Here is a 23,891-nt window from a genome sequence, read left to right as displayed (position 1 = left end):
TGGTTAAAGTCGAAAACGATTTAAAAAGCTACTTTCTAATTTAGCCATTACTGTTCTTACTTGTTGTGCTTGTTCATTGAGTGCCAAAAACTCTTTATCTACAGCACTGCGAAGTGTCGCCAGATCAGTACCTAATATGGCACTTCGCACCGATACCAGCACAGTGTTTCCTGTTTTAATTAATACGCCCTCATCTACGGCTACAAATATCTCACCGTCTTTTTCGCAATTAAATGTCAAAATACCTGGGGTTAGAGGCGCAATACAGTCAAGGCGATTGGGTAAAAATCCGTACGATCCTTCGCTTGTTTCGGCAACAACATGAGTCACATCATGCCTGTCGAAAAATATCTCATACGGCAGCAATAATTTAAGGTGTATCTGAGTTTGCGTCACCGCTTGTATCCTCATTATTATTTACTGTGGATTTTATTCTGACCTCACTTATGGCACCTATCATATAAAGTGCACTCTCTGGCACGTTTTTAAATTCATCATTTAAAATGCGTTCACACCCATCTAGCGCATCATCAAGGCTAACAAGTTTGCCTTTATAACTAGTAAATTGCTCTGTTGTAAAAAATGGCTGAGTAAGAAAACGCTCTAAACGCCTTGCGCGTCCAACAATGTTGCGGTCCTCAACTGATAACTGTTCAAGCCCTAACATAGCAATAATATCTTTGAGTTCATTGTATTGCGCTAAGGTGCTACGTACCTTTTGTGCAAGTAAGTAGTGGCGCTCTCCCACAACCCCGGGGCTCGCCATTTTTGAATTAGATTGCAGGGGATCTATAGCCGGAAATAATCCTTCGCTAGCGCGTTTACGAGAGAGCACAATAGAAGCCGATAAATGAGAAAATGTATGAACTGCGGCCGGATCGGTAAAATCATCGGCAGGTACATACACCGCTTGAATAGAAGTAATAGCACCATTTTGTGTATTGGCAATTCGCTCTTCTAAGCCGGCAAGCTCTGTGCCCATAGTAGGCTGATAACCAAGCCTTGAAGGCATTTGCCCCATTAAGCCCGATACCTCAGAGCCTGCCTGAATAAAACGAAATATATTGTCGATTAGCAACAGCACATCTCGCTGCTCATCATCACGAAAATACTCAGCCATAGTTAAAGCTGCATGCCCCACCCTAAAACGACTCCCAGGTGGCTCGTTCATTTGCCCAAAAATCATCGCCATGTTTGGCAAAACGCCCGCGTCTTTCATTTCGCGATAAAGCTCTTCGCCTTCACGGCAGCGCTCACCTATGCCACAAAATAGGCTAACACCTTTGTGCTTGCCCACCATATTGTGAATCATTTCAGTCAATAACACTGTTTTTCCAACACCTGCACCGCCAAACAATCCCGCTTTGCCACCACGTTCTAACGGCACCAGCACATCAATTACTTTTATACCGGTTTCAAAAATCTCTGATTGAGTTGACCGTTCGGTTAATGGCACTGGCTTATTATGTACAGAGCGCCACTGAACATCTTTAAGCTCACCACCGCCATCAAGCGTGTTACCAAACACATCAAACATTCTCGATAAGGTTCCTTTACCAACAGGGGTAAGTAACGGTCCACCACTGTCAACAACTTCCATGCCACGCGCAAGTCCTTGTGTAGGCGTGAGCGCAATTGCTCTTACATGATGCTCATTGCGCTGCTCTAGCACTTCAAAAATACACTGTTTATTTTCGCCAGCACTAAGCATTGAATTAATCGCAGGTAGCTTTGTGTCAAAACGCACGTCAATTACGCTGCCGCGTATAGCGGTAATTGTACCGAGATTTTCAAATTTACTAATCGTGGATTGAGCTACAAAATTCATTGATGCGCCTGCCACTGCCAATTACGAATTTCAGGGAGATCTTGCCCATGCTTATTAATATATTTTTTATGCTCAATAAGCTTTTCTTCAAGCTGTTTTTTTAGTGCGTCTCTTTTTGTACCCAAGTTTGGCAGGCGTTCCAGTGTGTCTAACACTAAATGAAAACGATCAATCTCGTTTAATACCGTCATATCAAAAGCAGTTGTAATAGTGCCTTCTTCTTTATACCCGCGAACATGAATATTATGATGATTATTACGCTTGTACGTAAGCCTATGAATAAGCGTAGGGTAGCCATGAAATGCAAAAATAACCGGCTTATTAATAGTAAACAGAGTGTCAAAATCCTCTGCGATTAACCCGTGAGGATGTTCGGTATTAGGCTGTAAACGCATCAAATCAACCACGTTAACAACCCGAATTTTAAGATTACTAAAATGCTCGCGTAAAATCATAACGGCAGCCATAGTTTCCAATGTTGGCACATCACCACAACAAGCCATCACCACATCAGGTGTTGCATCTACGCTATTACCCGCCCATTGCCAAATGCCAATCCCTGCCTCGCAATGTTTAACAGCTGCCACCATATCTAACCATTGCGGAGCAGGATGTTTGCCTGCAATAACTACATTAACGTAATGACGACTTCGCAAACAATGATCCATTACCGACAGCAAGCAGTTAGCATCAGGCGGTAAATAAACGCGCACAATTTCAGCTTTTTTATTAATAACATGATCGATAAAACCCGGATCTTGATGGGTAAAACCGTTGTGATCTTGTCGCCATACATGCGATGCCAGTAAATAATTAAGTGAAGCTATTTTTTTACGCCATGGTAACCCTGCCGCCACTTTTAACCATTTAGCATGTTGATTAAACATCGAGTCAATAATATGAATAAACGCTTCATAACTATTAAACAAACCATGGCGGCCGGTTAATAAATATCCTTCAAGCCAACCTTCGCATTGATGTTCACTCAGCATTTCCATTACTCTGCCACTAGGCGAAAGCTGCTCATCGTTGCTATGGGTTGCTGCATTCCACTGTCTATCGGTTACCTCTAACAGTGCACCTAAACCATTGGATACTGTTTCGTCGGGTCCAAATACTCTAAAATTACGTTGCTCGTCATTAAGCTCAACTATATCTCTCAAAAATGGACCTAAAACTCTGGTATCACCAATTCCGCGTATACCAGGAGAGATTACTTCGCATGCATAATCGCGAAAATCAGGCATATGTAAATCTTCTAGCAGCAACCCACCATTCGCATGAGGATTTGCTCCCATACGGCGATTCCCCGTTGGGGCCAATTCAGCAAGCTCTGGTAATAAACGCCCTTGTGAATCGAAAAGTGTTTCTGGATGATAGCTACGCAGCCAGCTTTCTAATAATTGCAAATGATCTGGATGAGCTGATGGGCTAGAAATAGGAACCTGATGCGCACGCGATGTTCCCTCTATCTGAAAACCATCTACGAGCTTTGGACCCGTCCACCCTTTAGGTGAAATGAGGATAATCATTGGCCAACGTGGACGAGTTGGATCGTTATTATCGAGAGCATCTTTTTTTATTTTTTTTATTTGATGTATTGCGACATCAAGTGCTTTAGCCATAGCCTGATGCATTAGCTCAGGCTCATGTCCTTCAACAAAAATAGGGCTCCAGCCATAACCAAACATTAATTGCTCTAATTCTTCATGGGTAATACGCGCTAAAACGGTAGGATTGGCAATTTTATACCCATTCAAATGCAATATAGGGAGAACAGCACCGTCACTGATAGGATTAAGAAACTTATTAGAATGCCATGCAGTTGCAATAGGCCCTGTTTCTGCCTCACCATCACCCACCACACAAGCAACTATTAAGTCTGGATTATCAAATACAGCTCCAAACGAATGACTCAAAGAATAGCCCAGCTCGCCACCTTCATGAATCGAGCCAGGACACTCGGGCGATACATGACTAGGAATGCCACCGGGAAACGAAAACTGTAAAAACAGTTTTTGCATACCTGCTTTATCTTGGCTTATATCAGGGTAAATTTCACTGTAGGTGCCCTCAAGATAGGTATTAGCAACCATAGCTTGCCCGCCATGCCCTGGGCCAGATACATAAATCATATTTAGATCGTGTATTTTAATAACACGATTTAAATGCGCATAAATAAAATTTTGCCCGGGTGTTGTTCCCCAGTGCCCAAGCAACATATTTTTAATATCACTTAGTATCAGTGGGCGCTCTAAAAGTGGGTTATCGCATAAATAAATTTGACCTACCGACAGGTAATTCGTGGCACGCCAATATGCGTCAATTAACTCTAATTCTTTTGATGTTAATGAAGGAAGAATCATATGCAGGGTTTCCATCTTGTCGCATCCAAAAATGCTTAAGCCATGCTCTATATAAGAGCATGGCGAGGATTAGCCAGCGCACTAACTACGCAGTGGTAGTTATGTCCTGTTTTTTTTGCTCGAATTCTTTTTTGTCAATATCGCCGCTGGCGTATCTTTCATTAAGAATATCAATTGCTGTTTTATTAGACTCTAACCCATAGCGTCTATGGGTTCGGTAGCTATAACCCCAATGGCTTAAACTCGATATGAGCAATAACCACATACCAAACCATAAAAACCAACCCCAACCTGAGTACCACTCACTCCAAAATTCATGACCCATTTTAATCTCCACTTAAAATATGGAGCGCAAAACACTTACACCCCAATTAATACAATGAGTGTAAGTGAGTGATATTATTGGTTCTGTTCGCTAGCGTACGCATTTATTATTGTTAATCATAAGCAGTTGTTTTATTGAGCATATACTTGCTGTTTCTATTAAATTTTGTTTCTATTAAAGTTAATTTCTATTAAGCCAACCTTTACGCCAAAAAATAAATATCATTGCTGCCGTTATCAAAATAAAAACACACCACAAAACGGGATATGCCCAAGTCCAGTTTAGCTCTGGCATGTATTTAAAGTTCATTCCATAAATTCCAGCTATAAATGTTAACGGTATAAAAACAGAAGATATAATAGTAAGCACTTTCATAATTTCATTCATACGATTTGAAATAGCTGACATGTATAGCTCACTTAAACCGCTTACCATTTCACGGTATGACTCAATAATTTCAACAATTTGAATATTATGCTCATACACATCTCTAAGGTAAGGGCGCGTAGAGTCATCTATTCTGCCTCCTTCCTCGCGATACAAATGGTCGATAACCTCTCGCATAGGCCAAACAATTCTTCTTAATAATGCCAATTCTCGTTTAATACTATGGATATGGTGCAGTACGTGGGGAGTTGGATTTTCAAGTGTTGTTACTTCAAGTTCCTCAAGGATATCGCCATATTGTTCAAGTACCGGAAAACATTTATCAACCAGTTCATCAAGTAATGCATAAAGTAAATAACCAGTACCATTTTTGCGAATACGACGATTTTCTGTATGCAAACGACCGCGAACGGATTGCCACACGTCTCCTGGTTTTTCTTGAAAACTCAGTAAAACATTGTCATATAAAAGTAAGCTAACTTGCTCAATATCAAGGATTGTATTATTGGGCTCATGCGTCTCTAGCTTCAACATGCTTAATACAACAAATAAATGATCGTCAAAAAATTCGATACGAGGTCGCTGAGGTACATGTAAAATATCTTCTGCGGTGAGCGTATGAAATGCGAAATGATGTTGAAGTAAACCAACAATATAAGAGTCTGTATTACTCACGTGGATCCACCTCACCGTTGCCCACTCAGGTTGGGGAGTTTTTAAAAACTCATCAATATCGCTAACCTCTTTGGCTTCTATACGGCTAGCTGAATAATCTATATAACGTATAACAGCATTGTTTGATCTTGTTGGCGCTAAAACACCAGCAACGTATTCAACTTTGGGTGACGGCCCAGAAATAGTGTTATATTTATGTTTTCTCGACTTGCGCACGTTATATAGCCCCAATGCTGGAGCACCCAACTTTCTCTTTTTATTATGTATTAACATTATATGCTCGATTACTTTATTTAAAGTTAGCTGAATAAAGTGAGTATTCTCAACACTTACAGCGCGAATAAAAGTCAGTCACAAAGCCACGCTACTCAAAAATAAGCATAGAGTCCGTGCGCTAACACTCAAATATAATGCCAGTTTTAAAAATACACTTCGCACGTTCTAATTATTCTTGTTATAGCGCTACCTAAAAATCAATGAAAAATAACATTGCTTGTTCGTCAGCGCACAGACCTTTGTTTTTCAAAAGCCGAAACTGGAAATATTAATCTACTTATCGTTTGTACTTTACAGCTTATAAAGCATGGTTTTTTATAGATAAGCATTAGGGTCTGTTGACCTTTTAAGATAGAAATTTATTCTATCTAGAGGCTATTTAATCGCGGCGCAAGGTTTGCAACCTAGCGGGCTCGGTAAAAACCGAGCAAAGCTTCCGCATCCAGCTCACGCTCTAGGACAAACCCAAAGGGCTGCGCATGTTTAACCTCAAAAGATAAACGTGCCCTAAATAAGAAGAAAGCACTTGATAAGCAAAAGCGCGTTAAAAACTGCAAAAATAATGCATTACAAATGCAAATAACCCACTAAAAAGGATCGTTATTATGTTACGTAGTATGAAAGACTTAGAAGGTTGTGCAATCGCTGCTAGTGACGGTATTGTAGGCAAAGAAAAAGATTTTTTGTTTGATGACCTAGCATGGGTGATACGTTATTTTGTTGTAGAAACAGGCACGTGGCTATCGAGTCGCAAAGTTTTAATTTCCCCTATTGCGGTGCAAAACCCAAATTGGGATGAAAAGATTTTCCCTGTTTTAATCAGTAAAGACCAAGTTAAAAATAGTCCTGGTATTGATACTAATAAACCCGTTTCACGACAACATGAAATGGATTACCTAAACTACTATGGATACCCGTACTACTGGATCGGTACTAATTTTTGGGGAAGCGGGATATATCCCTACTCCTTATATCCTGGCAATGACATTTTTGAACATAGTGTCGAAGGTGCCCGCAGCGCAAATCTAATTCATAAAAGTATAAAAAGCCAGCATGATCAAAAAGGGGATCCTAATCTTCGTAGTTGCAAAGCTATTATTGGCTATAACATACACGCTAAAGACGGAGACATTGGCCATGTATCAGGATTTTTAGTTGAAGAAAATACATGGGCGGTTCGTTACCTAATTGTTGAGACGAGCAATTGGTGGGGAGGACATCAAGCACTTATCCCGTCAGCATGGATTTACGAAGTGCAATGGCTCGACAACTCAATTTCAACTGATTTAGTTCGTAAAGCGATAAAAGATGCGCCGGTATATGAGCCAAATAAAGAGATAACTCAGGACTTTGAAGCAGCTGTTTTTCATCACTATGAACTTGCTGCATACTGGGAAAAAATTGCTAAAACAGTAAAATAAACAAAGTTAAAACAGGCACAAATTCCAAAACAAGCGTGTCTTAATCTGCCTTTTATAACACTCTTACCAAGCAAATATTCAAGGACGATATTTGCTTTTATACTTAAAAATATTTCCTCCAAATGTTACTTGTAAAAATCAGGTAAAATTCAAATAAAATAAGAGCAATACACATCAATACACATCAATACACATCAATTTTTTATTTGAATTTAAATTGTATTCAATTAAATCCACTTTATAAGAAAAACCGTAGTTGAGTAAATCACTTATACTATCAATACTCGTATCCGCCTTTCGATAGGTCAGTAGCTGCTTAATATCGTGGGCATAATGTCCTTGACGTGGAAATATAGTTGTTAAATCATCTTTCCACTGCGCTTTCATAGCAGCTAAAATACGTAACTTATCATCTACCATTACATAATGTTTAGCGGGGTACTGCTCTTTTATTGCTGCAAGCATTTGCTCTTTGTGAACATATATCAACACCCTTCCCTCCACTGCATCCCATAAACCGGAGCGTAAAATTCTAAGTGGTTGTAATACAATATCGCCATCAGACAAAATAACGGTGGGGCCAAATTGTTGTAAATGTTCAATCACAGCAAGTGCGTTAGGATAAAGCCTTTCTTTATATGGATAATTAATTAAAAAAGAAGAAATCAGATGCAATCTCGGATCATCAGAATGTTCCATTCGATAACACTGTAGTGCGCCCAAATAGTCGGCATAACCGAGTTCTTTACGAAGTTTTTCAAAAATAGACCAGTAATGGTCACTATTTTCACAACCAAATTCACCTTCTAAAAAATCTTTCAAATGGCTTAAAATAGTATCGCTATCGAGCAATGTATTATCAACATCCAGTAAAAATACGATATCGGGAACTGTTTGCACGCGCTGTCCTTAAAATAATTTAAGTACTTTATATTTTATTATATGAGTTTATTAATATTGACTCTGTACGGTATCGCGCCAAACAATGATTATTAAAGCTCATATATTCAACCCTCGTTACCTTCTCAAAATTACTATAAATACAGATAATGGGTAATTTATGTTCGCTGTGGCACAGACTCAAAATTACAAAGCCATTACGATAAAGCGGTCATACAAATTGTAGAATAGTCTTTTAAGCTATACGTAGTACTGCTTTTATACCAATCTGCTTAATTAAGTGAGCTATTTTGAGGTAAGAAAACCGTGTCGATAACAAGGCAAAAATTTCGTTATTTAGTTGTTCTTTTTCAGAAATTTTTAACACAGTTAGCGTCAGGTTTAAGCCCTCAAATTGATCAAGTATTATTGCACATTGGTATTACTATGATAAATCGAGCTTACATTCCACTTAAGATTGAGAATAATGTAACTACACTCAATGTTTTAATTTGGTATTAAGTTTTTTATTTTATCGAGTAATATTTTAGGAATAATCACATGAGTAATAACATCTCAAGTAATTCAGTATCAAAAACTAAATCTAATTTGAATAAAGAAGGTCTCAGCCGACATGACATGATTGAAGCTAAAGCTTACTCATTAGCTAGTGATCGTGACTTTACCGGTGACAATCACTTAAATGATTGGCTTGAGGCTGAAAAGGAAGTAGACGGACAACTACCAAAGTAGGTTAAATGTAAAAAGCCCACTAACAGCAGAACATACACAAATTTTAAAGCCCAGGCTCAATGAGCAACTTGCTGGGCTGTTTTGAAGCTATTACCGGATTTTATTTTTATGTAAATAAACTTATTAGATACCAAAATATATTAACTGATAATGGATAGTTTTCTAACGTTAGGTTTTTTTTCCATATAAGACTCCAACCTGTCTGTTTCTCTTTTTACAACCTCATAGCACTCGCATGACTGAGATTCTAATTGAGGTCGGTCTATCACACTAATATGACCACGTTTATAAGTGATAATACCCAGCTTTTGTAGTTTACCAGCGGCCTCAGTTACTCCCTCACGTCTTACGCCTAACATATTTGCTATTAGCTCTTGAGTCATTATTAAATTGTTACTCGGTAAACGGTCAATCGATAGTAAAAGCCAGCGGCTTAGTTGTTGCACTATACTATGATGACGATTACAAACTGCGGTTTGCGCTGTTTGGGTAATTAATGATTGCGTGTAACGTAACATGAGCATACGCATATCAGGCTCGCTATTAAATTGCCTGCGTAATTCACAAGCGGGTAAGCGATAAGCAGTACCAGCACTTTGCACAATAGCCCGATTGGGGGTGCTCTCTCCCCCCATAAATACAGCTATACCTACAACCCCTTCATTACCGATAACTGATATTTCAGCAGATGAGCCATCAATCATCACATACAATAATGAAACAATACTATCTATTGGAAAATAAACGTAATCGAGCTTTTCACTTGTTTCATAAATAACTTCTCCAAGGGATAAATTGACTCGCTTTAAAAGCGGAAACATGCGGTGTTGTGCGTCAGTAGATAAAGCATTAAGCAGTGTGTTCTTCAATTGACCCATCTAATGTGAATTTCCTTTTTATATGCCCAACTTATAACTAATAAAACCTAAAAGTAATGGCTTTGAAAGTATGTAAGTCAGGATATTTTAATAATAAACTCGGATTTGTTTATACAGTTATTAGGCGCTAGAAATGAAAGGTCGTTGCTTTTTGATAATAAAAATTGTTCTATTTTTATTAAAGAATTTTAAGGTGCCTTTATTATTTTATATACGTTTATTCACTTTAAATATAAGCCGACACTCCCAGCTGTACTTCACTGAAATAATAAAATACTCAATATAACAAGGCGAATATGTACGCTAACACACATAGTCTAAATTTATCTGCCTTTAGTTGATATATATGCATAATGGTTGATGACATTTAAAGATAATCCACACCATAACATGGCGACAACTCACTGTTATAAAACACAAAATAGAACTCTACTATTAAACTATGTGTGTTGACGAACCGACCCTTAACGAAGCTTGTTATATGTTGATGTATGTATTCAACAATAAGATAAACTTTATGAATATTTTTAATGATTACTTGCTCACCTCTAATAACCAAAATAATTTAAAACATCTTTTTTTAAATCCAGTGATAAATTTAACCGTCAATATCTTCACTACGACGTTTAGTCTCAAGTATTTACCACGATGAATAAAAATAAGCTTATCAACATCCTTTCGCCATTTTTCCCTTGGCTTAAATCAGCTCCCCAAAAAGAACAAATCCCCATTCGATCAGAGCTCTTAAGTGCTGAACAAATGGAAAAACATGCAAAATCACTAGCAAAAAGTCATATTTTAGATGCTAAAAACACTCAAGATCAGCTACTTGAGCGCCTAGACGAAAACGAAAAAGTACTGATTAAAGCCAATAGTTTATTAACCATTGCCGTTAAAGCAAAGCAGCCTATAGTGCCCTCTGGTGAGTGGTTACTCGATAATTTTTATCTTATTGAAGAGCAAATTCGTACCGCTCGGCTTCATTTACCTAAGCACTATAGTCAGGAACTGCAACGTTTAGAGCAAGGTGCCTCTTTAGGTATGCCGCGAGTTTATGATATTGCGTTAAATGTAATTTCCCATGGCGACGGACGTGTAGATAGCGAAATTCTAGCGCAATTTTTAGCCGCGTATCAAACAGTAACAACGCTTAACCTTGGTGAACTCTGGGCCATTCCAATTATGCTAAGGTTAGCCTTAATTGAAAACCTACAACGCGTAAGTACACGTATCATAATCGCACGCCAGCACCTAAATCTAGCCCAACAGTGGGCTAATCAAATGTTAGAAATTGCTGAGCAAGACCCTAATAGTTTAATTTTAGTTATTGCCGACATGGCACGCTCAAAGCCTCCTATGGAAAGCGCTTTTGTAGCAGAGCTAACTCGTTTATTACAAGGGCATGGTTCGGCATTAGCACTTCCCCTTACTTGGATTGAACAACAACTAGCTGATTCGAGTTTAACCATAGAACAACTAGTACAAAAAGAGAATCAGCAACAAGCCGCTGATCAAGTCTCAATTAGCAATAACATTAGTAGCTTACGCTGGTTGACCGCGATGAACTGGGCGGATTTTGTAGAAGATCATAGCGCTGTAGAACACATTTTGCGCCAAGATATAGAAGGTGTGTATGGTTATATGGACTTTATCACGCGAGATAGTTACAGAAAAATCATAGATCAACTCGCTAAGCGAAGCTCATTTTCAGAAGTCGATATAGCTAAAAAAGCAATAAAATTAGCCCAGCAGGCTGATCAAGCCCAAACAATATCAAACACAACGCTTGCGCCTAACCATGTAGGCTACTATTTAATTGATAAAGGTATTACGCAATTAAAGCAGCGCATAACAGTAAAAACGTCTATTTTGAAAACGTTATTTTCGCAAGCCAAGCGTATAACATTAATACTTTATTTAGGAGCAATTATATCCTTAACAGCCCTAATTAGTGCCTCTTTTATGGCTATGGTCGTTCCTGATAACATACCTCACTGGCAGTTTATTCTTTTAATAATTTTAACTTTATTCGGAGCAAGTCAATTAGCCTCAGCACTCGTAAACTGGATAGTTACCTTGCTAGTCGACCCACAACGATTACCCAGAATGGACTATTCAAAAGGGATGCCAGCGCAAAATAAAACATTCGTAGTAATCCCTACAATGCTTACCAGCTCTATAGGTATTGAGCAGTTATTAGAAGTACTCGAAGTTAGATTTTTAGGTAATCGCGATCAACATATACACTTTGCTCTACTGACCGACTTTACTGATGCAGAGCAACAAACACTCCCCACAGACGAAGCGTTGCTATCGCAAGTACGCCTTGGTATAGAAAACCTTAATGCCAAATATGCAGAGCCTTCTCTTTTACAGCAAGAAAGTCGCTTTTTTTTACTGCATCGCCCACGAACCTGGAATCCAAAAGAGAAAATTTGGATGGGGTTTGAACGTAAACGCGGAAAATTATCAGATCTAAACGCACTACTTCGAAACCCAATAGAACATGCATTTGAACTTATCGTCGGTGATATTAACGCTATACAAAAAGTTAAATATGTCATTACTTTAGATACCGATACACAACTTCCACGAGATTGTGCCCGTCAGTTAGTTGCGACCATGGCGCACCCTTTAAATCAACCAAGATTTGATGAAAAAAGACAATGTATTGTAGGCGGCTACGGCATTTTACAACCACGTATGGCAGCAAGTCTATCGGGACATAACCCTTCTCGTTACTCGCAATTATTTGGTGAAGAACCGGGTATCGACCCATATACGCGTTCAATATCCGATGTATACCAAGACCTCTTTTCACAAGGCTCATTTATCGGTAAAGGTATATACGATATAGATGCATTTGAACAAACACTTGGTAACCGTTTACCACAAAACCAAATACTCAGCCATGATTTACTCGAAGGTTGCTATGCTCGCTCGGGGTTGATTAGTGATGTGCACTTGTACGAAGAATACCCTACACGTTACAACACTGATATGTGTCGGCGTGAGCGCTGGATCAGAGGAGATTGGCAAATTGTGCGCTGGTTACTTCCTCGTGTTTTAAACACTCGAAGCGATAAATGTCAAAATCCTTTGTCACCTTTATCACGTTGGAAAATTCTTGATAATTTACGTCGAAGTATCGAACCACTCGCAATCTTTTTATTACTTACGGTAGGTTGGTTTACAGCAGCTAATCCATTGAAATGGACCCTTGCCATAAGTGCTATTTATTTATTACCGCCATTGCTGAGCGCGCTAATTTCGTCGATGCGCAAACCCGCAGAAATGCTGATGTCCCATCATTTGCATGATGTTTTACAGTGCTTTGTTCGTCAACTTATTCAAATCGGTTTTCGTTTAGCATGTTTACCTTTTGAGGCTGTGTTTAACTTAACCGCAATATTACGTAGTGCGGGTCGAATGCTGTTTACTCAACGTCGTTTATTAGAGTGGCATGTCACAGATCATAAATCTAATCATGTAGTAAATGCCTTAATAAATAGTTATTACACTATGTGGACTGCGCCATTTATTGCGATTACTTTAATCGCTTCGCTACTTTACTTTGCCCCTTTACACTTAACTTTTACAAATATATTAGCTGTATTTCCTCTACTTTTATTATGGCTTTTATCACCGGCTATAACATGGTGGTTTAGTGAGCCTAAACTCGATAATTTAGCGCCACTGAGCGACAAGCAACAATTATTTTTACAAACTATTGCCCGTAAAACATGGGCTTTTTTCGACCACTTTAACACTGCAGACGATCATTGGTTAATTCCCGATAACTATCAAGAGGAAGCCGGTCCTGTTATTGCGCACCGTACATCGCCTACTAATATTGGTCTGTCTTTACTGGCTAACGTTAGCGCCTATGATTTTGGTTTTATTGTACAAAGTGATTTAATTCAACGCACGCAAGATTGCTTTAATACCCTCGATAAACTCGAGCGTCACGAAGGGCATTTTTATAACTGGTACGACACACAAACATTGCAACCTTTGCCACCGCGCTATATTTCATCAGTAGATAGCGGTAACTTAGCCGGTCACCTTTTAACTTTACAAATAGCATTAAAAGAACTCCCTTCTAAACCTATTGTTCACCCACAAATGTTTGAAGGCATAAGTATCACTTTGGCTATTGTGGCAAACTTGTTTAAAACATTGCAATTAGACTCAGCGCAAAATAAAAACAATATTATCGATACCGCTATTAATGCCATGAGCTCAATACTTAACGCTGTTCGTATCACTGCGCCTACAAATCTATATGACGTTGAACAGCACTTAATTACACTCAATAATAATGCGCGAATATTGTTAGAGAATATAAAGCAAGACGCTACTAATGATTTAGATACAAAGTCGCAAGAGCATAAAGTATGGACTCAAGACTTACAAAGGCAATGCCAGCGTACCCTAAACGAACTCTATTTATTTTCGCCATGGCTCAAACTAACTAATCCGCCAGTTAGCTTAAAACTGCAATTTCTTGATTCTAATATTTTGACAATGCAGCAATTAGTTAAACGTTGCCCCGACACTATTAACGCAATTGATGCGCTTTTATCATCGGTATTACCATCCGACGAAACTCAGTGGCTTTCTTCATTACGTATTCATACTTTAGCCAGTACACAGCTTGCCAAAGATTGCATTTCGCAATGTGACAAATTAGCCAACAGAGCGATTGAATTTGCACAAATGGAATATGCATTTTTATATGATGAGTCTCGCCATTTATTGGCTATTGGTTATAACGTAGATGAGCATCGACGTGACACCAGTTTTTACGATTTACTGGCATCTGAAGCACGTTTAGCCAGTTTTATTGCTATAGCACAAGGTAAATTGCCACAGCAAACCTGGTTCGCTCTAAGTCGCCTACTAACCAGCGCTGGCGCCGAGCCGGTGCTGGTGTCGTGGAGTGGCTCTATGTTTGAGTACCTTATGCCCATGTTAGTTATGCCTAGCTACGACGGTACATTGCTTGAACAGACTTGCCGTGCAGCGGTTACCCGACAAATTGATTATGGAAAAAGACAAAACGTACCGTGGGGCATATCTGAGTCGGCATACAATACGGTAGATGCTTCTCTTAATTTTCAATATCATGCCTTTGGCGTACCGGGTTTAGGGCTAAAACGAGGCTTATCAGAAGACCTCGTCATCGCTCCCTACGCGTCTGCATTGGCATTAATGGTTAACCCACAAGCCGCGTGCGAAAATCTTCAACTGTTAGCTGATAGTGGACTTGAGGGACATTACGGATTGTATGAGGCAATAGATTACACCCCTGCCCGTTTATCCAGAGATCAAAAAAGCGCAGTCATTCGCTCCTTTATGGCTCACCATCAAGGTATGAGCTTACTTGCATTGGCATATCATTTACTTGACCAGCCTATGCAAAAACGCTTTGAATCAGACCCTTTACTGCAATCAGCTTTGCTATTACTACAAGAGCGCGTGCCTAAAACATCTATATTCCAACCTCATATAGACCAATACGCAGAGAGCGGGGCGTTATTTGAACATGCAAAAATAAAGGTTAATCCACCTATTCCAGCCATTACCCCAACACCCCAAGTACAGCTACTTTCAAATGGTCGTTACCATGTAATGCTTACAAATGCAGGAGGTGGCTACAGCCGCTGGACCGACTTAGCCGTTACACGGTGGCGTGAGGATCCTACTTGCGACAATTGGGGAACATTTGTCTATATTAGAGATACAGCCACAGGCGACTTTTGGTCGGCAGCCCACCAGCCAACGCTAAAACCAGCCCAGTCGTATAGCGCATCATTTTCTGAAGGTCGCGCTGAGTTTCGCCGAAGCGATCAACATATAGAAACTTACACTGAAATCGTTGTCTCTCCGGAGGACGATATTGAACTTCGTCGTATACGCTTAAGTAATCACTCACCCGATATCCGTACAATTGATATAACCACTTATGCAGAAGTTGTAATGGCAAACCCTGCAGCCGACCTTATGCAACCGTCATTTAGTAATTTGTTTGTACAAACTGAAATACTTCCATGTGGCAATGCCATTTTATGTACTCGTCGTGCACGCTCTGCTGATGAAAAAACACCTTGGATGTTTCATTTACTTTCAACACGCGTAAATAGCAGTACAACAAAAGTCGGAACCCTGTCTTGTACAACTGATCGCATGCAATTTATTGGTAGAGGTCGCTCTTTGGTTTCACCACAAGCAATGCTAGAAATGGGCGAACTTGACGCTAAACAAGGGTCAGTGCTTGATCCTATTGTTGCTATTCGTGCTCCTGTGGCTTTACTTGCTGGCAGTGTAGTAACACTCGATGTAATAACGGGTATGGCACAAAGTAGACAGGCTTGCCTTGCGTTAATTGCTAAATATCAAGATCATCACATTACCGATCGAGCACTTGATTTAGCATGGACTCATAGCGATGTGACCTTACGCCAAATTAACGCCAATGAAGCAGATGCTCAACTCTACCGGCAGCTGGCTGGGTATATTTTGTATGCCAATGCAACTCTTCGGGCTAACGCATCTGTATTAATACAAAATCGTCGAGGACAATCTGGACTATGGGGCTACTCAATTTCTGGCGACTTACCTATCATATTATTAAAAGTAGCCAGCGGTAATAATATTGAAATTGCCCGCCAACTTATTCAATGCCATGCATATTGGCGCTTAAAAGGGCTTGTCGCTGATTTAGTCATTTGGAATGAAGAACAAGTTGGTTACCGACAAGGTTTGCAAGACCAAATTATGGGGCTAATCGCAACGGGTACTGAGTCTCATTATATTGATCGCCCTGGCGGGATATTCGTTCGCTCAGCAGAACAAATTTCGAATGAAGACCGCATACTGTTACAAGCCGTTTCGCGGATTATTATTGATCAAAGTGGCACATTGGCAGAGCAAGTAAACCGTCGAACGCTTGCAGAGAAAAACGTAAAGGGACTAATCCCAACTCAAGCATTACATCCCAAAATCAATCAAGCGCTTGGCAATACTCAAAAAAACTTACTTTTAAATAATGGACTGGGTGGGTTTAGTGAAGATGGTCGCGAATATATTATTACCACCACCGAAGCGAATCAAACCCCTCTGCCTTGGGTTAATGTGTTAGCAAACGCACATTTTGGCAGCGTTATTGACGAAAATGGTTTTGCTTATACGTGGAGCGAAAACGCCCATGAGTTTCGTTTAACGCCGTGGAGTGCAGACACTACAGGCTCATCTGGTGGCGAAGCCTTTTATTTACGTGATGAAGATACAGGTAAATTTTGGTCACCTTGTGCGATGCCAAAACGTGGGGCTAATCCCTATATAACCCTCCATGGCTTTGGTTATAGTACCTTTGAGCACAGTGAAACCGGCATTGAATCCTCTCTTTGTGTGTATGTAGATACACTCGACGCCGTAAAATACTCGGTATTAAAAATTAAAAACAACTCATTAACTACCAGGCGCCTAAGTGCAACAGGTTATGTTGAATGGGTACTTGGCGATCTTCGTTCTAAAACAGCGCTACACCTTGTAACAGAAATTGATGCTAAGAGCGGTGCATTGGTTGCCTCTAATGCCTATAACTCAGAGTTTGGTGGCAGAGTTGCTTTTTTTGACGTTGATGATATGTCACGAACACTAACAGGAGACCGTAGCGAGTTTATTGGTCGCAATAAAACATTACACGACCCCCAGGCAATGACTCGTACTCATTTATCTGGCAACTTAGGAGCGGCACTCGATCCGTGCGGTGCAATTCAAGTCCCTTTTGAACTGCAAAGTGAACAAGAGCGCACAATTATTTTTAGGCTCGGTGCTGCGCAAAATAAAGAGCAAGCAAGTACGCTTGCTTTGAAACTCAGAAAACCCGGTTCAGCACGTATTGCACTCGAAAAAGTCACTGATTTTTGGCAGCAAACACTCGGCAGTGTGCAGGTTAATACCCCCGACCCTGCATTGAATGTATTAGCAAATGGCTGGCTTGTGTACCAAACTTTAGCATGTCGTTTTTGGGCTCGCAGTGGGTTTTATCAAAGTGGTGGCGCGTTTGGCTTTCGCGATCAGTTACAAGATGCCATGGCATTAATACATGCTTCGCCTTCATTACTAAGGGATCACATACTGTACTGCGCCACACGTCAGTATAGCGAAGGTGATGTGCAACATTGGTGGCATCCACCATCAGGGCGCGGTGTAAGAACACGCTGTTCAGACGATTATTTATGGCTACCATTAGCTACGTGTCGTTACATTAAAGGCACTGATGACATAACTATTTTAGATGAGCTAATGCCCTTTATTGAAGGTCGCCCCCTTAAAGACGACGAAGAATCCTATTACGACTTACCTTCTGTGAGTGCAGCAAGGTCGAGCCTTTATCAGCATTGCGTCTTGGCAATTGAGCATGGTTTACACTTTGGAGAAAAAGGTTTACCGTTAATGGGCTCAGGAGATTGGAATGACGGTATGAGCCTTGTTGGAATACACGGCAAAGGCGAAAGCGTTTGGCTGGGGTTCTTTTTATATAAAATACTACAAGAATTTTCACCTATTGCTGCATTACATGGCGATATAGAGTTTGCTACTCGTTGTGACGATGAAGCACAAAAACTACAAGATAACCTAGCTAAACACGCATGGGACGGCGCTTGGTATCGTCGCGCATGGTTTGACGACGGAACCGCGCTGGGCTCATCACAAAGCCCAGAGTGCACTATTGACTCAATAGCGCAAAGTTGGTCAGTGCTCTCTGGTGCAGCTAATAATGAGCGCTCTACGCAAGCAATGTCGTCTTTGTATCAGCATTTGGTCAATAGCGATGATAAATTAATCCAATTACTCAATCCGCCTTTTGATAAATCAAAAATGAACCCTGGTTATATAAAAGGTTACGTCCCGGGCGTGCGCGAAAATGGCGGGCAGTATACGCATGCCGCTATTTGGGCAAGCATGGCATTTTCTCAACAAGGCGACAAAAAAAGAGCGTGGGAATTGATGAATATAATCAATCCATTAAATCATGCTAAAAACGCCGGACAAGTTGAAACCTATAAAGGCGAACCTTATGTCGTAGCCGCCGATGTTTATGCCGTTGATCCGCATATTGGACGAGGCGGTTGGACTTGGTATACCGGATCAGCGGGTTGGTTATACCGACTAATAATAGAATCTTTATTAGGTGTAACACGAACAGGAAATAAGCTAACCATTTCACCGTGTATTCCAGAGGATTGGAGCACCTACTCAATCGACTATCGCTTCGAGAGCACCTGTTACCATATTACAATTGAGCAAATTATAGGGGATGAAAAACATAATAAAAGTGAGCTAATACTTGACGGTATGGCGCTTGAATCAACTTATATTCCACTTGAAAACGATAAGCAAAAGCATGAAGTTCACCTAAGCGTTTACTCAGTGACTTCTAATAAATTGAAACCAAGTAAAATATAAACAAACGAATTAAGGATACAAAATGAGTAGTAATACAGATAATAACACTCGCCCAGATTACGACAGTGTTATCCAGGATATCGCTGATTATGTATTAACGTTTGAAGTATCAAGCGCAGAAGCACTAAACACTGCACGTAATTGTCTAATGGATACCTTAGGCTGTGGACTGCTCGCTTTAAAGTTTTCACAATGTACCAAACTTCTTGGTCCAATTGTCAAAGGGACCGTTGTTCCTAATGGCGCACGAGTACCAGGGACCTCGCTCGTACTCGACCCTGTTAAAGCAGCGTGGGACATTGGTTGTACCATCCGCTGGCTCGATTACAACGATACGTGGTTAGCTGCTGAATGGGGGCACCCTTCTGATAACTTAGGTGCTATTTTAGCTGTAGCCGATCACTTGTCTCAAGTCAGAATCGCAAATTCACAGCCTCCCCTGACTATGCGAGACGTACTTGAAGCCATGATTATGGCGCATGAAATTCAAGGCGTTATCGCATTAGAAAATTCTTTTAATCGTGTTGGCTTATGCCATGTATTATTGGTGCGTGTAGCCTCAACGGCTGTTGTCACAAAAATGATGGGGGGCAGTAGAGAGCAAATAATGGCAGCCATATCTCAAGCATGGGTTGATGGTTCTGCACTGCGTACTTATCGTCATGCGCCAAACACTGGGTCTCGTAAATCTTGGGCTGCGGGCGATGCAACTTCCAGAGCAGTTTATTTAGCTGATATGGCAATGCGCGGTGAAATGGGTATACCCAGTGCATTAACAGCTGCGCAATGGGGGTTTTATGATGTCTCTTTCTCCAAAACTAATAAAGACCAAGCACTAAAGCCTGAAGCGGAGCGCACGTTTTCGTTCTCCCAAGGTTACGGTTCATATGTAATGGAAAACATTTTGTTTAAAATTTCTTTTCCAGCAGAGTTTCATGCGCAAACAGCAGCAGAAGCCTCCGTTATTTTGCACCCTCAAGTAAAGTCGCGTTTAGACGATATTGAGAAAATAGTGATCCGCACCCACGAGTCAGCCATACGCATTATTTCTAAAACAGGACCGCTTGCCAACGCAGCTGACCGCGACCATTGCTTACAATATATGATTGCTGTTCCCTTGGCATTTGGGAACTTAACTAGCGATCATTATGAGGACGACTTTCACAACACGCACCCTATCATCGATAAACTACGCGACAAAATGGAGGTGTTAGAAGATAAACGCTTTACAGCTGAATACTTAGAGGCGGACAAACGCTCTATTGCCAATGCAATTCAAGTTTTCTTTAACGATGGTAGTAAAACAGAAGAAGTGGTTGTTCAATACCCTTTGGGTCATCGCCGTCGTCGTGAGGAAGGCATTCCATTATTAGAGCTTAAATTCAAATCTAATTTAGCAACACGCCTTGCAACCCAAAAATGCCAAACCATATTTACCCTTTGTAAAGATCAAGCCAAGCTTGAAAATACGCCAGTAAACAGCTTTATGGACTTATTTGTTATTCAATAAGTTAAATTGCAGTATGTACGGTGATACTGTAATACCAATTCGCTTAATTAAGTGAGCTATTTTTAGGTAATAAAATAGCTCACTAACAAAGCGAGCTTATAATATACAATTGTTTTATATAAATATTTTTTAAAACGAAGCTTTAACAAAACACAGCAAACGGGACTTATTATGACTAATGAAATTAAACACTCAATTGCAAACTTTGCAGCCTTAGAAACTTCAATAGCAAATGGGGAAGAACAATCGGTAAAAGAATTATTAGCAGATCAGTCAATGCAAGAGCTAGAAAAAAGCTACCTGTTAGACTTAGCTAAACTCGGTAATAACAGCGCTATCATAAAGCTATTAAATGATATCCCCGTAAAAAGATAGACGCTCGTGGCTATGTTATTACTCCATAGCTGGCGAGTTAATCCATGTTGTAAGGTAATAATTGATTGTTCTCGTTTTACTTATGATGACTTGTTTTATTTAGGCTATTAATATAATCAATAAGATTATTTAAAGGTATTGGTTTGGAAAAATAATAGCCTTGAACCCTTATACTGCTGAATCGAGATAAATAGGCGATCAGCTCAGCATTTTCAACACCTTCAATGACCACTATTTTTTTAAGCTCTGTACAAATCTTGATGATACCTTCTAATAAAGCGCGTTCTTGGCCCTCATGCTCAGCACCAATCGTGAACTCCCGATCTATTTTTATAATATTAGCAGGCTGCCTCGACAAGTAAGAAAGGCTAGAATATCCAGCGCCAAAGTCATCAATCGCAACGTTAAAGCCCTTAGCCATCAGCTTTCTAAGAACGCCTTCGATAACCCCTTTTTCTGACATGACTGTTTCAGTCACTTCAACGGTGAGCCGATGTGGCTCTATACATTTATCAGAGACTAATTGGCAAATATTTGCAACAAACCCTTGCAGCTGTAATTGCTGGGGTGAAAAATTAACAGCCACAGTAATATTTTTTAACTGCGCAGTATTACTCATATCTTTAAGTACCTGTGCTAGTACTTGTTTGCCAACTTCTAATATTTGCCCCGTTTGCTCTGCTATAGGTATAAAAATAGCCGGGGAAATATACGCACCATTACTTTTCCATCGCACCAAACTCTCAACACTAATCACTTTGTTATCAGATAAACTATGGATTGGTTGGTAATACACTTCTAAGTCACCATCTTTAAGCGCTTTTTGAAGCTCTCCTCTAATGTGGACTATTTCTTTATGCTTATCATCCATTAGCTTATGATAAAAACAAAGCTGATTCCCTCCAAGGGTTTTCGCACTGTCCATAGCAATATCTGCATGCTGTAATAGTACTTTTGAATTTCCTACTCTTTCTTTAGACATCGATATACCAGCGCTGGCTGTAAGATAAATATCAACGTCCTCTAAATAATAAACGTTTGCTAAAGAGCTTATTAATACTGATATTTCTTCTCTTAGTTTATCTTTACTTATATTACTGTAATAAAGAATAAACTCATCATTACCAAAGCGTGCTATTGAGTCGGCTGTCAGCGCGTTATTTTTAAGTCTTCTTGCAACTAGCTTGAGAACTTTATCGCCTATGGCATGCCCTAAACTATTATTTATAGAACTAAAGCCATCTAGGTTTATAAAAACCATTGCACACGGTGAGTTTAACGCTTTGGCCTGCTTAGACTGTTTAGCGTTTATTTCATCATCTAGCGCATCTCGGCGAATTAGCCCTGTTAACTCATCATATTTAGCCATTTTAAACAGCTTTTTTGATTGTTGTTTTAGTAGGTATGAAGAGTCTGAAGCGAGTATAAAAATATAGATAAAGATGAAAGTAAGCCAAATTATAATTTGTTCGACTTTTGCCCTTTCTTTTAATGCAGAGTAGTTATTAATAAAACTATATACATTGTGCTTTAAAATGCCCATTACATCGACTTTTTCTACAATATAGTCACTGTATAAACTCAATAGTATATTTAAATCGTATACGTTTTGCTTTTTAGCATTAACAGAAAAGTAAACTTGAGGCGTCAATTCAATAAATACATCAAACGTATTTAGATAATCTATGTATCTGTTCTCAATTAATAAATTCATGTCTAGTAAAGCTAAAACTTGATACTTACTGCCAGTAACTGAATTTATAGGTATCGAAAACATAATAGTCGGCGTACTCGTTTTCAACGTTAATGAATTAGCTGCAAATCTAACTTCATCCGTAGTTGTATTTAACCAGTTCACTACAGAATCACTTGATAGAAATCCACTGGAAATAAATTGCTTAGAAAATATGTCACCTTCAACTAACGTAAGATTTTCATCAAGAATAAGCATCCCTTTGATGATTTTATAATCCCTCGCATAATTTTTCATATCAACAGCGGCAAGCTTTAAAAAATTATCATGACTCACTTTTTCTAATCTCGACTTAATCCGAGATAATGACTTTTTATGCTCATCAAGGTTTTTATTAAGCATTGTCCCCACTAAGCTTATTTTTTCTCGTGCTTTTTCTTCTTCACTACTCACTGTTTTTACTGCACTAGCGTACCATAAAGACACACCCGTAAAGATAACTAAAAACATGACTGCTTTGGTAAACTTAGCCCCTTTAGTTATCGTTGCAGAACATAAAATTTTAATTATGAGCGCTGAGAAAAAAGAAAAAACCATAACGGCATTTAAAGCAGAAATAAATGGATTATCACTAATTAAAAAAAACTTTTCGTCAACGACTCCCCATAAGCTCAATTGAAAATTTAAGAAAAAAGCACATCCTAAAATGCCTAATACAGGAGTCACATATTTAATTTTTTTTGAAAATTTAAAATTAAATAATAAAGTTAAGATTGAGCCTAAAACTAGCGATATTAAAGCGGTACTAATAGAAATTATAGGCATCAGAGGTATTTCAAGTAAAATACTCTCCAACCCACCCAAAATTACTACAACAACAAAAAACTGAATAAAGCCTAAATATAAAATACTTGCTGCTGATTGAGTTAGAGATAACCGCATGAGTCTGTTGTAACCTTCTAATTTGAGTCGCCAAGATCTTAAACTGTAAAGCAACTGCCGTATTAGTACAGTCAAATTTAATTATTTTGTATTATATTAAATAAAA

Annotated in this window: 13 protein-coding genes; 5 read left to right on the top strand and 8 right to left on the bottom strand. The window is 39.4% G+C overall.

Annotated elements, in window-relative coordinates; translation table 11 throughout:
- Positions 1 to 3: 3 nt before the first annotated feature.
- From PARC_RS07595 to corA, 5 genes are all read right to left on the bottom strand, one after another.
- Positions 4 to 396 (bottom strand): F0F1 ATP synthase subunit epsilon, encoded by a 393-nt coding sequence (locus PARC_RS07595; protein WP_024609583.1) that lies wholly within the window; start codon positions 394 to 396, stop codon positions 4 to 6.
- Complete coding sequence (atpD, locus tag PARC_RS07590; protein ID WP_010552601.1) at positions 371 to 1,828, bottom strand: F0F1 ATP synthase subunit beta; 1,458 nt, start codon at positions 1,826 to 1,828, stop codon at positions 371 to 373. Before atpD ends, PARC_RS07595 begins: the two co-directional genes overlap by 26 nt.
- Complete coding sequence (locus PARC_RS07585) at positions 1,825 to 4,209, bottom strand: phosphoketolase family protein (protein ID WP_010552600.1); 2,385 nt, start codon at positions 4,207 to 4,209, stop codon at positions 1,825 to 1,827. Before PARC_RS07585 ends, atpD begins: the two co-directional genes overlap by 4 nt.
- Before the next feature lie 70 nt (positions 4,210 to 4,279).
- Positions 4,280 to 4,519 carry an SHOCT domain-containing protein gene (locus PARC_RS07580; protein WP_008168384.1) on the bottom strand — a complete coding sequence of 80 codons (240 nt, stop codon included), beginning with the start codon at positions 4,517 to 4,519 and terminating at the stop codon, positions 4,280 to 4,282.
- Positions 4,520 to 4,699: 180 nt separating this feature from the next.
- Positions 4,700 to 5,797, bottom strand: a complete 1,098-nt coding sequence (corA, locus tag PARC_RS07575; protein WP_225305725.1) for a magnesium/cobalt transporter CorA — start codon at positions 5,795 to 5,797, stop codon at positions 4,700 to 4,702.
- Between the two features lie 665 nt (positions 5,798 to 6,462).
- On the opposite strand from corA, the gene PARC_RS07570 reads away from it, so the two are divergent.
- Positions 6,463 to 7,278 carry a PRC-barrel domain-containing protein gene (locus PARC_RS07570; RefSeq protein WP_010552598.1) on the top strand — a complete coding sequence of 272 codons (816 nt, stop codon included), beginning with the start codon at positions 6,463 to 6,465 and terminating at the stop codon, positions 7,276 to 7,278.
- A gap of 174 nt (positions 7,279 to 7,452) precedes the next feature.
- Here PARC_RS07570 and PARC_RS07565 read toward each other — a convergent pair whose 3' ends face one another.
- Positions 7,453 to 8,178, bottom strand: a complete 726-nt coding sequence (locus tag PARC_RS07565; protein WP_010552597.1) for an HAD family hydrolase — start codon at positions 8,176 to 8,178, stop codon at positions 7,453 to 7,455.
- 540 nt (positions 8,179 to 8,718) lie between these two features.
- Here PARC_RS07565 and PARC_RS07560 point away from each other — a divergent pair.
- Positions 8,719 to 8,910: a DUF2934 domain-containing protein gene (locus tag PARC_RS07560; RefSeq protein ID WP_010552595.1), complete on the top strand. Its 192-nt coding sequence runs from the start codon at positions 8,719 to 8,721 to the stop codon at positions 8,908 to 8,910.
- Between the two features lie 140 nt (positions 8,911 to 9,050).
- Here the strand turns inward: PARC_RS07560 and PARC_RS07555 are convergent, their stop codons facing one another.
- On the bottom strand, positions 9,051 to 9,788 hold the full coding sequence (locus tag PARC_RS07555) for a Crp/Fnr family transcriptional regulator (protein ID WP_010552594.1): 738 nt from the start codon (positions 9,786 to 9,788) through the stop codon (positions 9,051 to 9,053).
- A 648-nt stretch (positions 9,789 to 10,436) separates the two neighbouring features.
- Here PARC_RS07555 and PARC_RS07550 point away from each other — a divergent pair.
- The 3 genes from PARC_RS07550 (at position 10,437) to PARC_RS07540 (ending at position 21,150) form a co-directional block, all read left to right on the top strand.
- A complete protein-coding gene (locus tag PARC_RS07550; RefSeq protein WP_010552593.1) occupies positions 10,437 to 19,265 on the top strand; it encodes a glycoside hydrolase family 94 protein in 8,829 nt (2,942 codons plus the stop codon).
- Between the two features lie 22 nt (positions 19,266 to 19,287).
- Positions 19,288 to 20,775: a bifunctional 2-methylcitrate dehydratase/aconitate hydratase gene (locus PARC_RS07545; RefSeq protein ID WP_010552592.1), complete on the top strand. Its 1,488-nt coding sequence runs from the start codon at positions 19,288 to 19,290 to the stop codon at positions 20,773 to 20,775.
- 171 nt (positions 20,776 to 20,946) lie between these two features.
- Positions 20,947 to 21,150, top strand: coding sequence for a hypothetical protein (locus tag PARC_RS07540; RefSeq protein ID WP_010552591.1), 204 nt, complete (start codon positions 20,947 to 20,949; stop codon positions 21,148 to 21,150).
- A 76-nt stretch (positions 21,151 to 21,226) separates the two neighbouring features.
- Here the strand turns inward: PARC_RS07540 and PARC_RS07535 are convergent, their stop codons facing one another.
- Positions 21,227 to 23,785 carry an EAL domain-containing protein gene (locus tag PARC_RS07535; RefSeq protein WP_010552590.1) on the bottom strand — a complete coding sequence of 853 codons (2,559 nt, stop codon included), beginning with the start codon at positions 23,783 to 23,785 and terminating at the stop codon, positions 21,227 to 21,229.
- Between the last annotated feature and the right edge of the window lie 106 nt (positions 23,786 to 23,891).

Origin of the sequence: Pseudoalteromonas arctica A 37-1-2 (genome assembly GCF_000238395.3) — a bacterium.
Lineage (GTDB): Bacteria > Pseudomonadota > Gammaproteobacteria > Enterobacterales > Alteromonadaceae > Pseudoalteromonas > Pseudoalteromonas arctica.
The sequence above is the reverse complement of the archived record's forward strand: the minus strand, read 5'-3'. Positions and strand labels throughout refer to the sequence as shown.

Coding starts and splice junctions, on each gene's coding strand:
- atpD (WP_010552601.1), bottom strand. CDS start 1,828: ATGAATTTTGTAGCTCAATCCACGATTAGTAAATTTGAAAATCTCGGT.
- PARC_RS07585 (WP_010552600.1), bottom strand. CDS start 4,209: ATGGAAACCCTGCATATGATTCTTCCTTCATTAACATCAAAAGAATTA.
- PARC_RS07580 (WP_008168384.1), bottom strand. CDS start 4,519: ATGGGTCATGAATTTTGGAGTGAGTGGTACTCAGGTTGGGGTTGGTTT.
- PARC_RS07570 (WP_010552598.1), top strand. CDS start 6,463: ATGTTACGTAGTATGAAAGACTTAGAAGGTTGTGCAATCGCTGCTAGT.
- PARC_RS07560 (WP_010552595.1), top strand. CDS start 8,719: ATGAGTAATAACATCTCAAGTAATTCAGTATCAAAAACTAAATCTAAT.
- PARC_RS07555 (WP_010552594.1), bottom strand. CDS start 9,788: ATGGGTCAATTGAAGAACACACTGCTTAATGCTTTATCTACTGACGCA.
- PARC_RS07550 (WP_010552593.1), top strand. CDS start 10,437: ATGAATAAAAATAAGCTTATCAACATCCTTTCGCCATTTTTCCCTTGG.
- PARC_RS07545 (WP_010552592.1), top strand. CDS start 19,288: ATGAGTAGTAATACAGATAATAACACTCGCCCAGATTACGACAGTGTT.
- PARC_RS07540 (WP_010552591.1), top strand. CDS start 20,947: ATGACTAATGAAATTAAACACTCAATTGCAAACTTTGCAGCCTTAGAA.
- PARC_RS07535 (WP_010552590.1), bottom strand. CDS start 23,785: ATGCGGTTATCTCTAACTCAATCAGCAGCAAGTATTTTATATTTAGGC.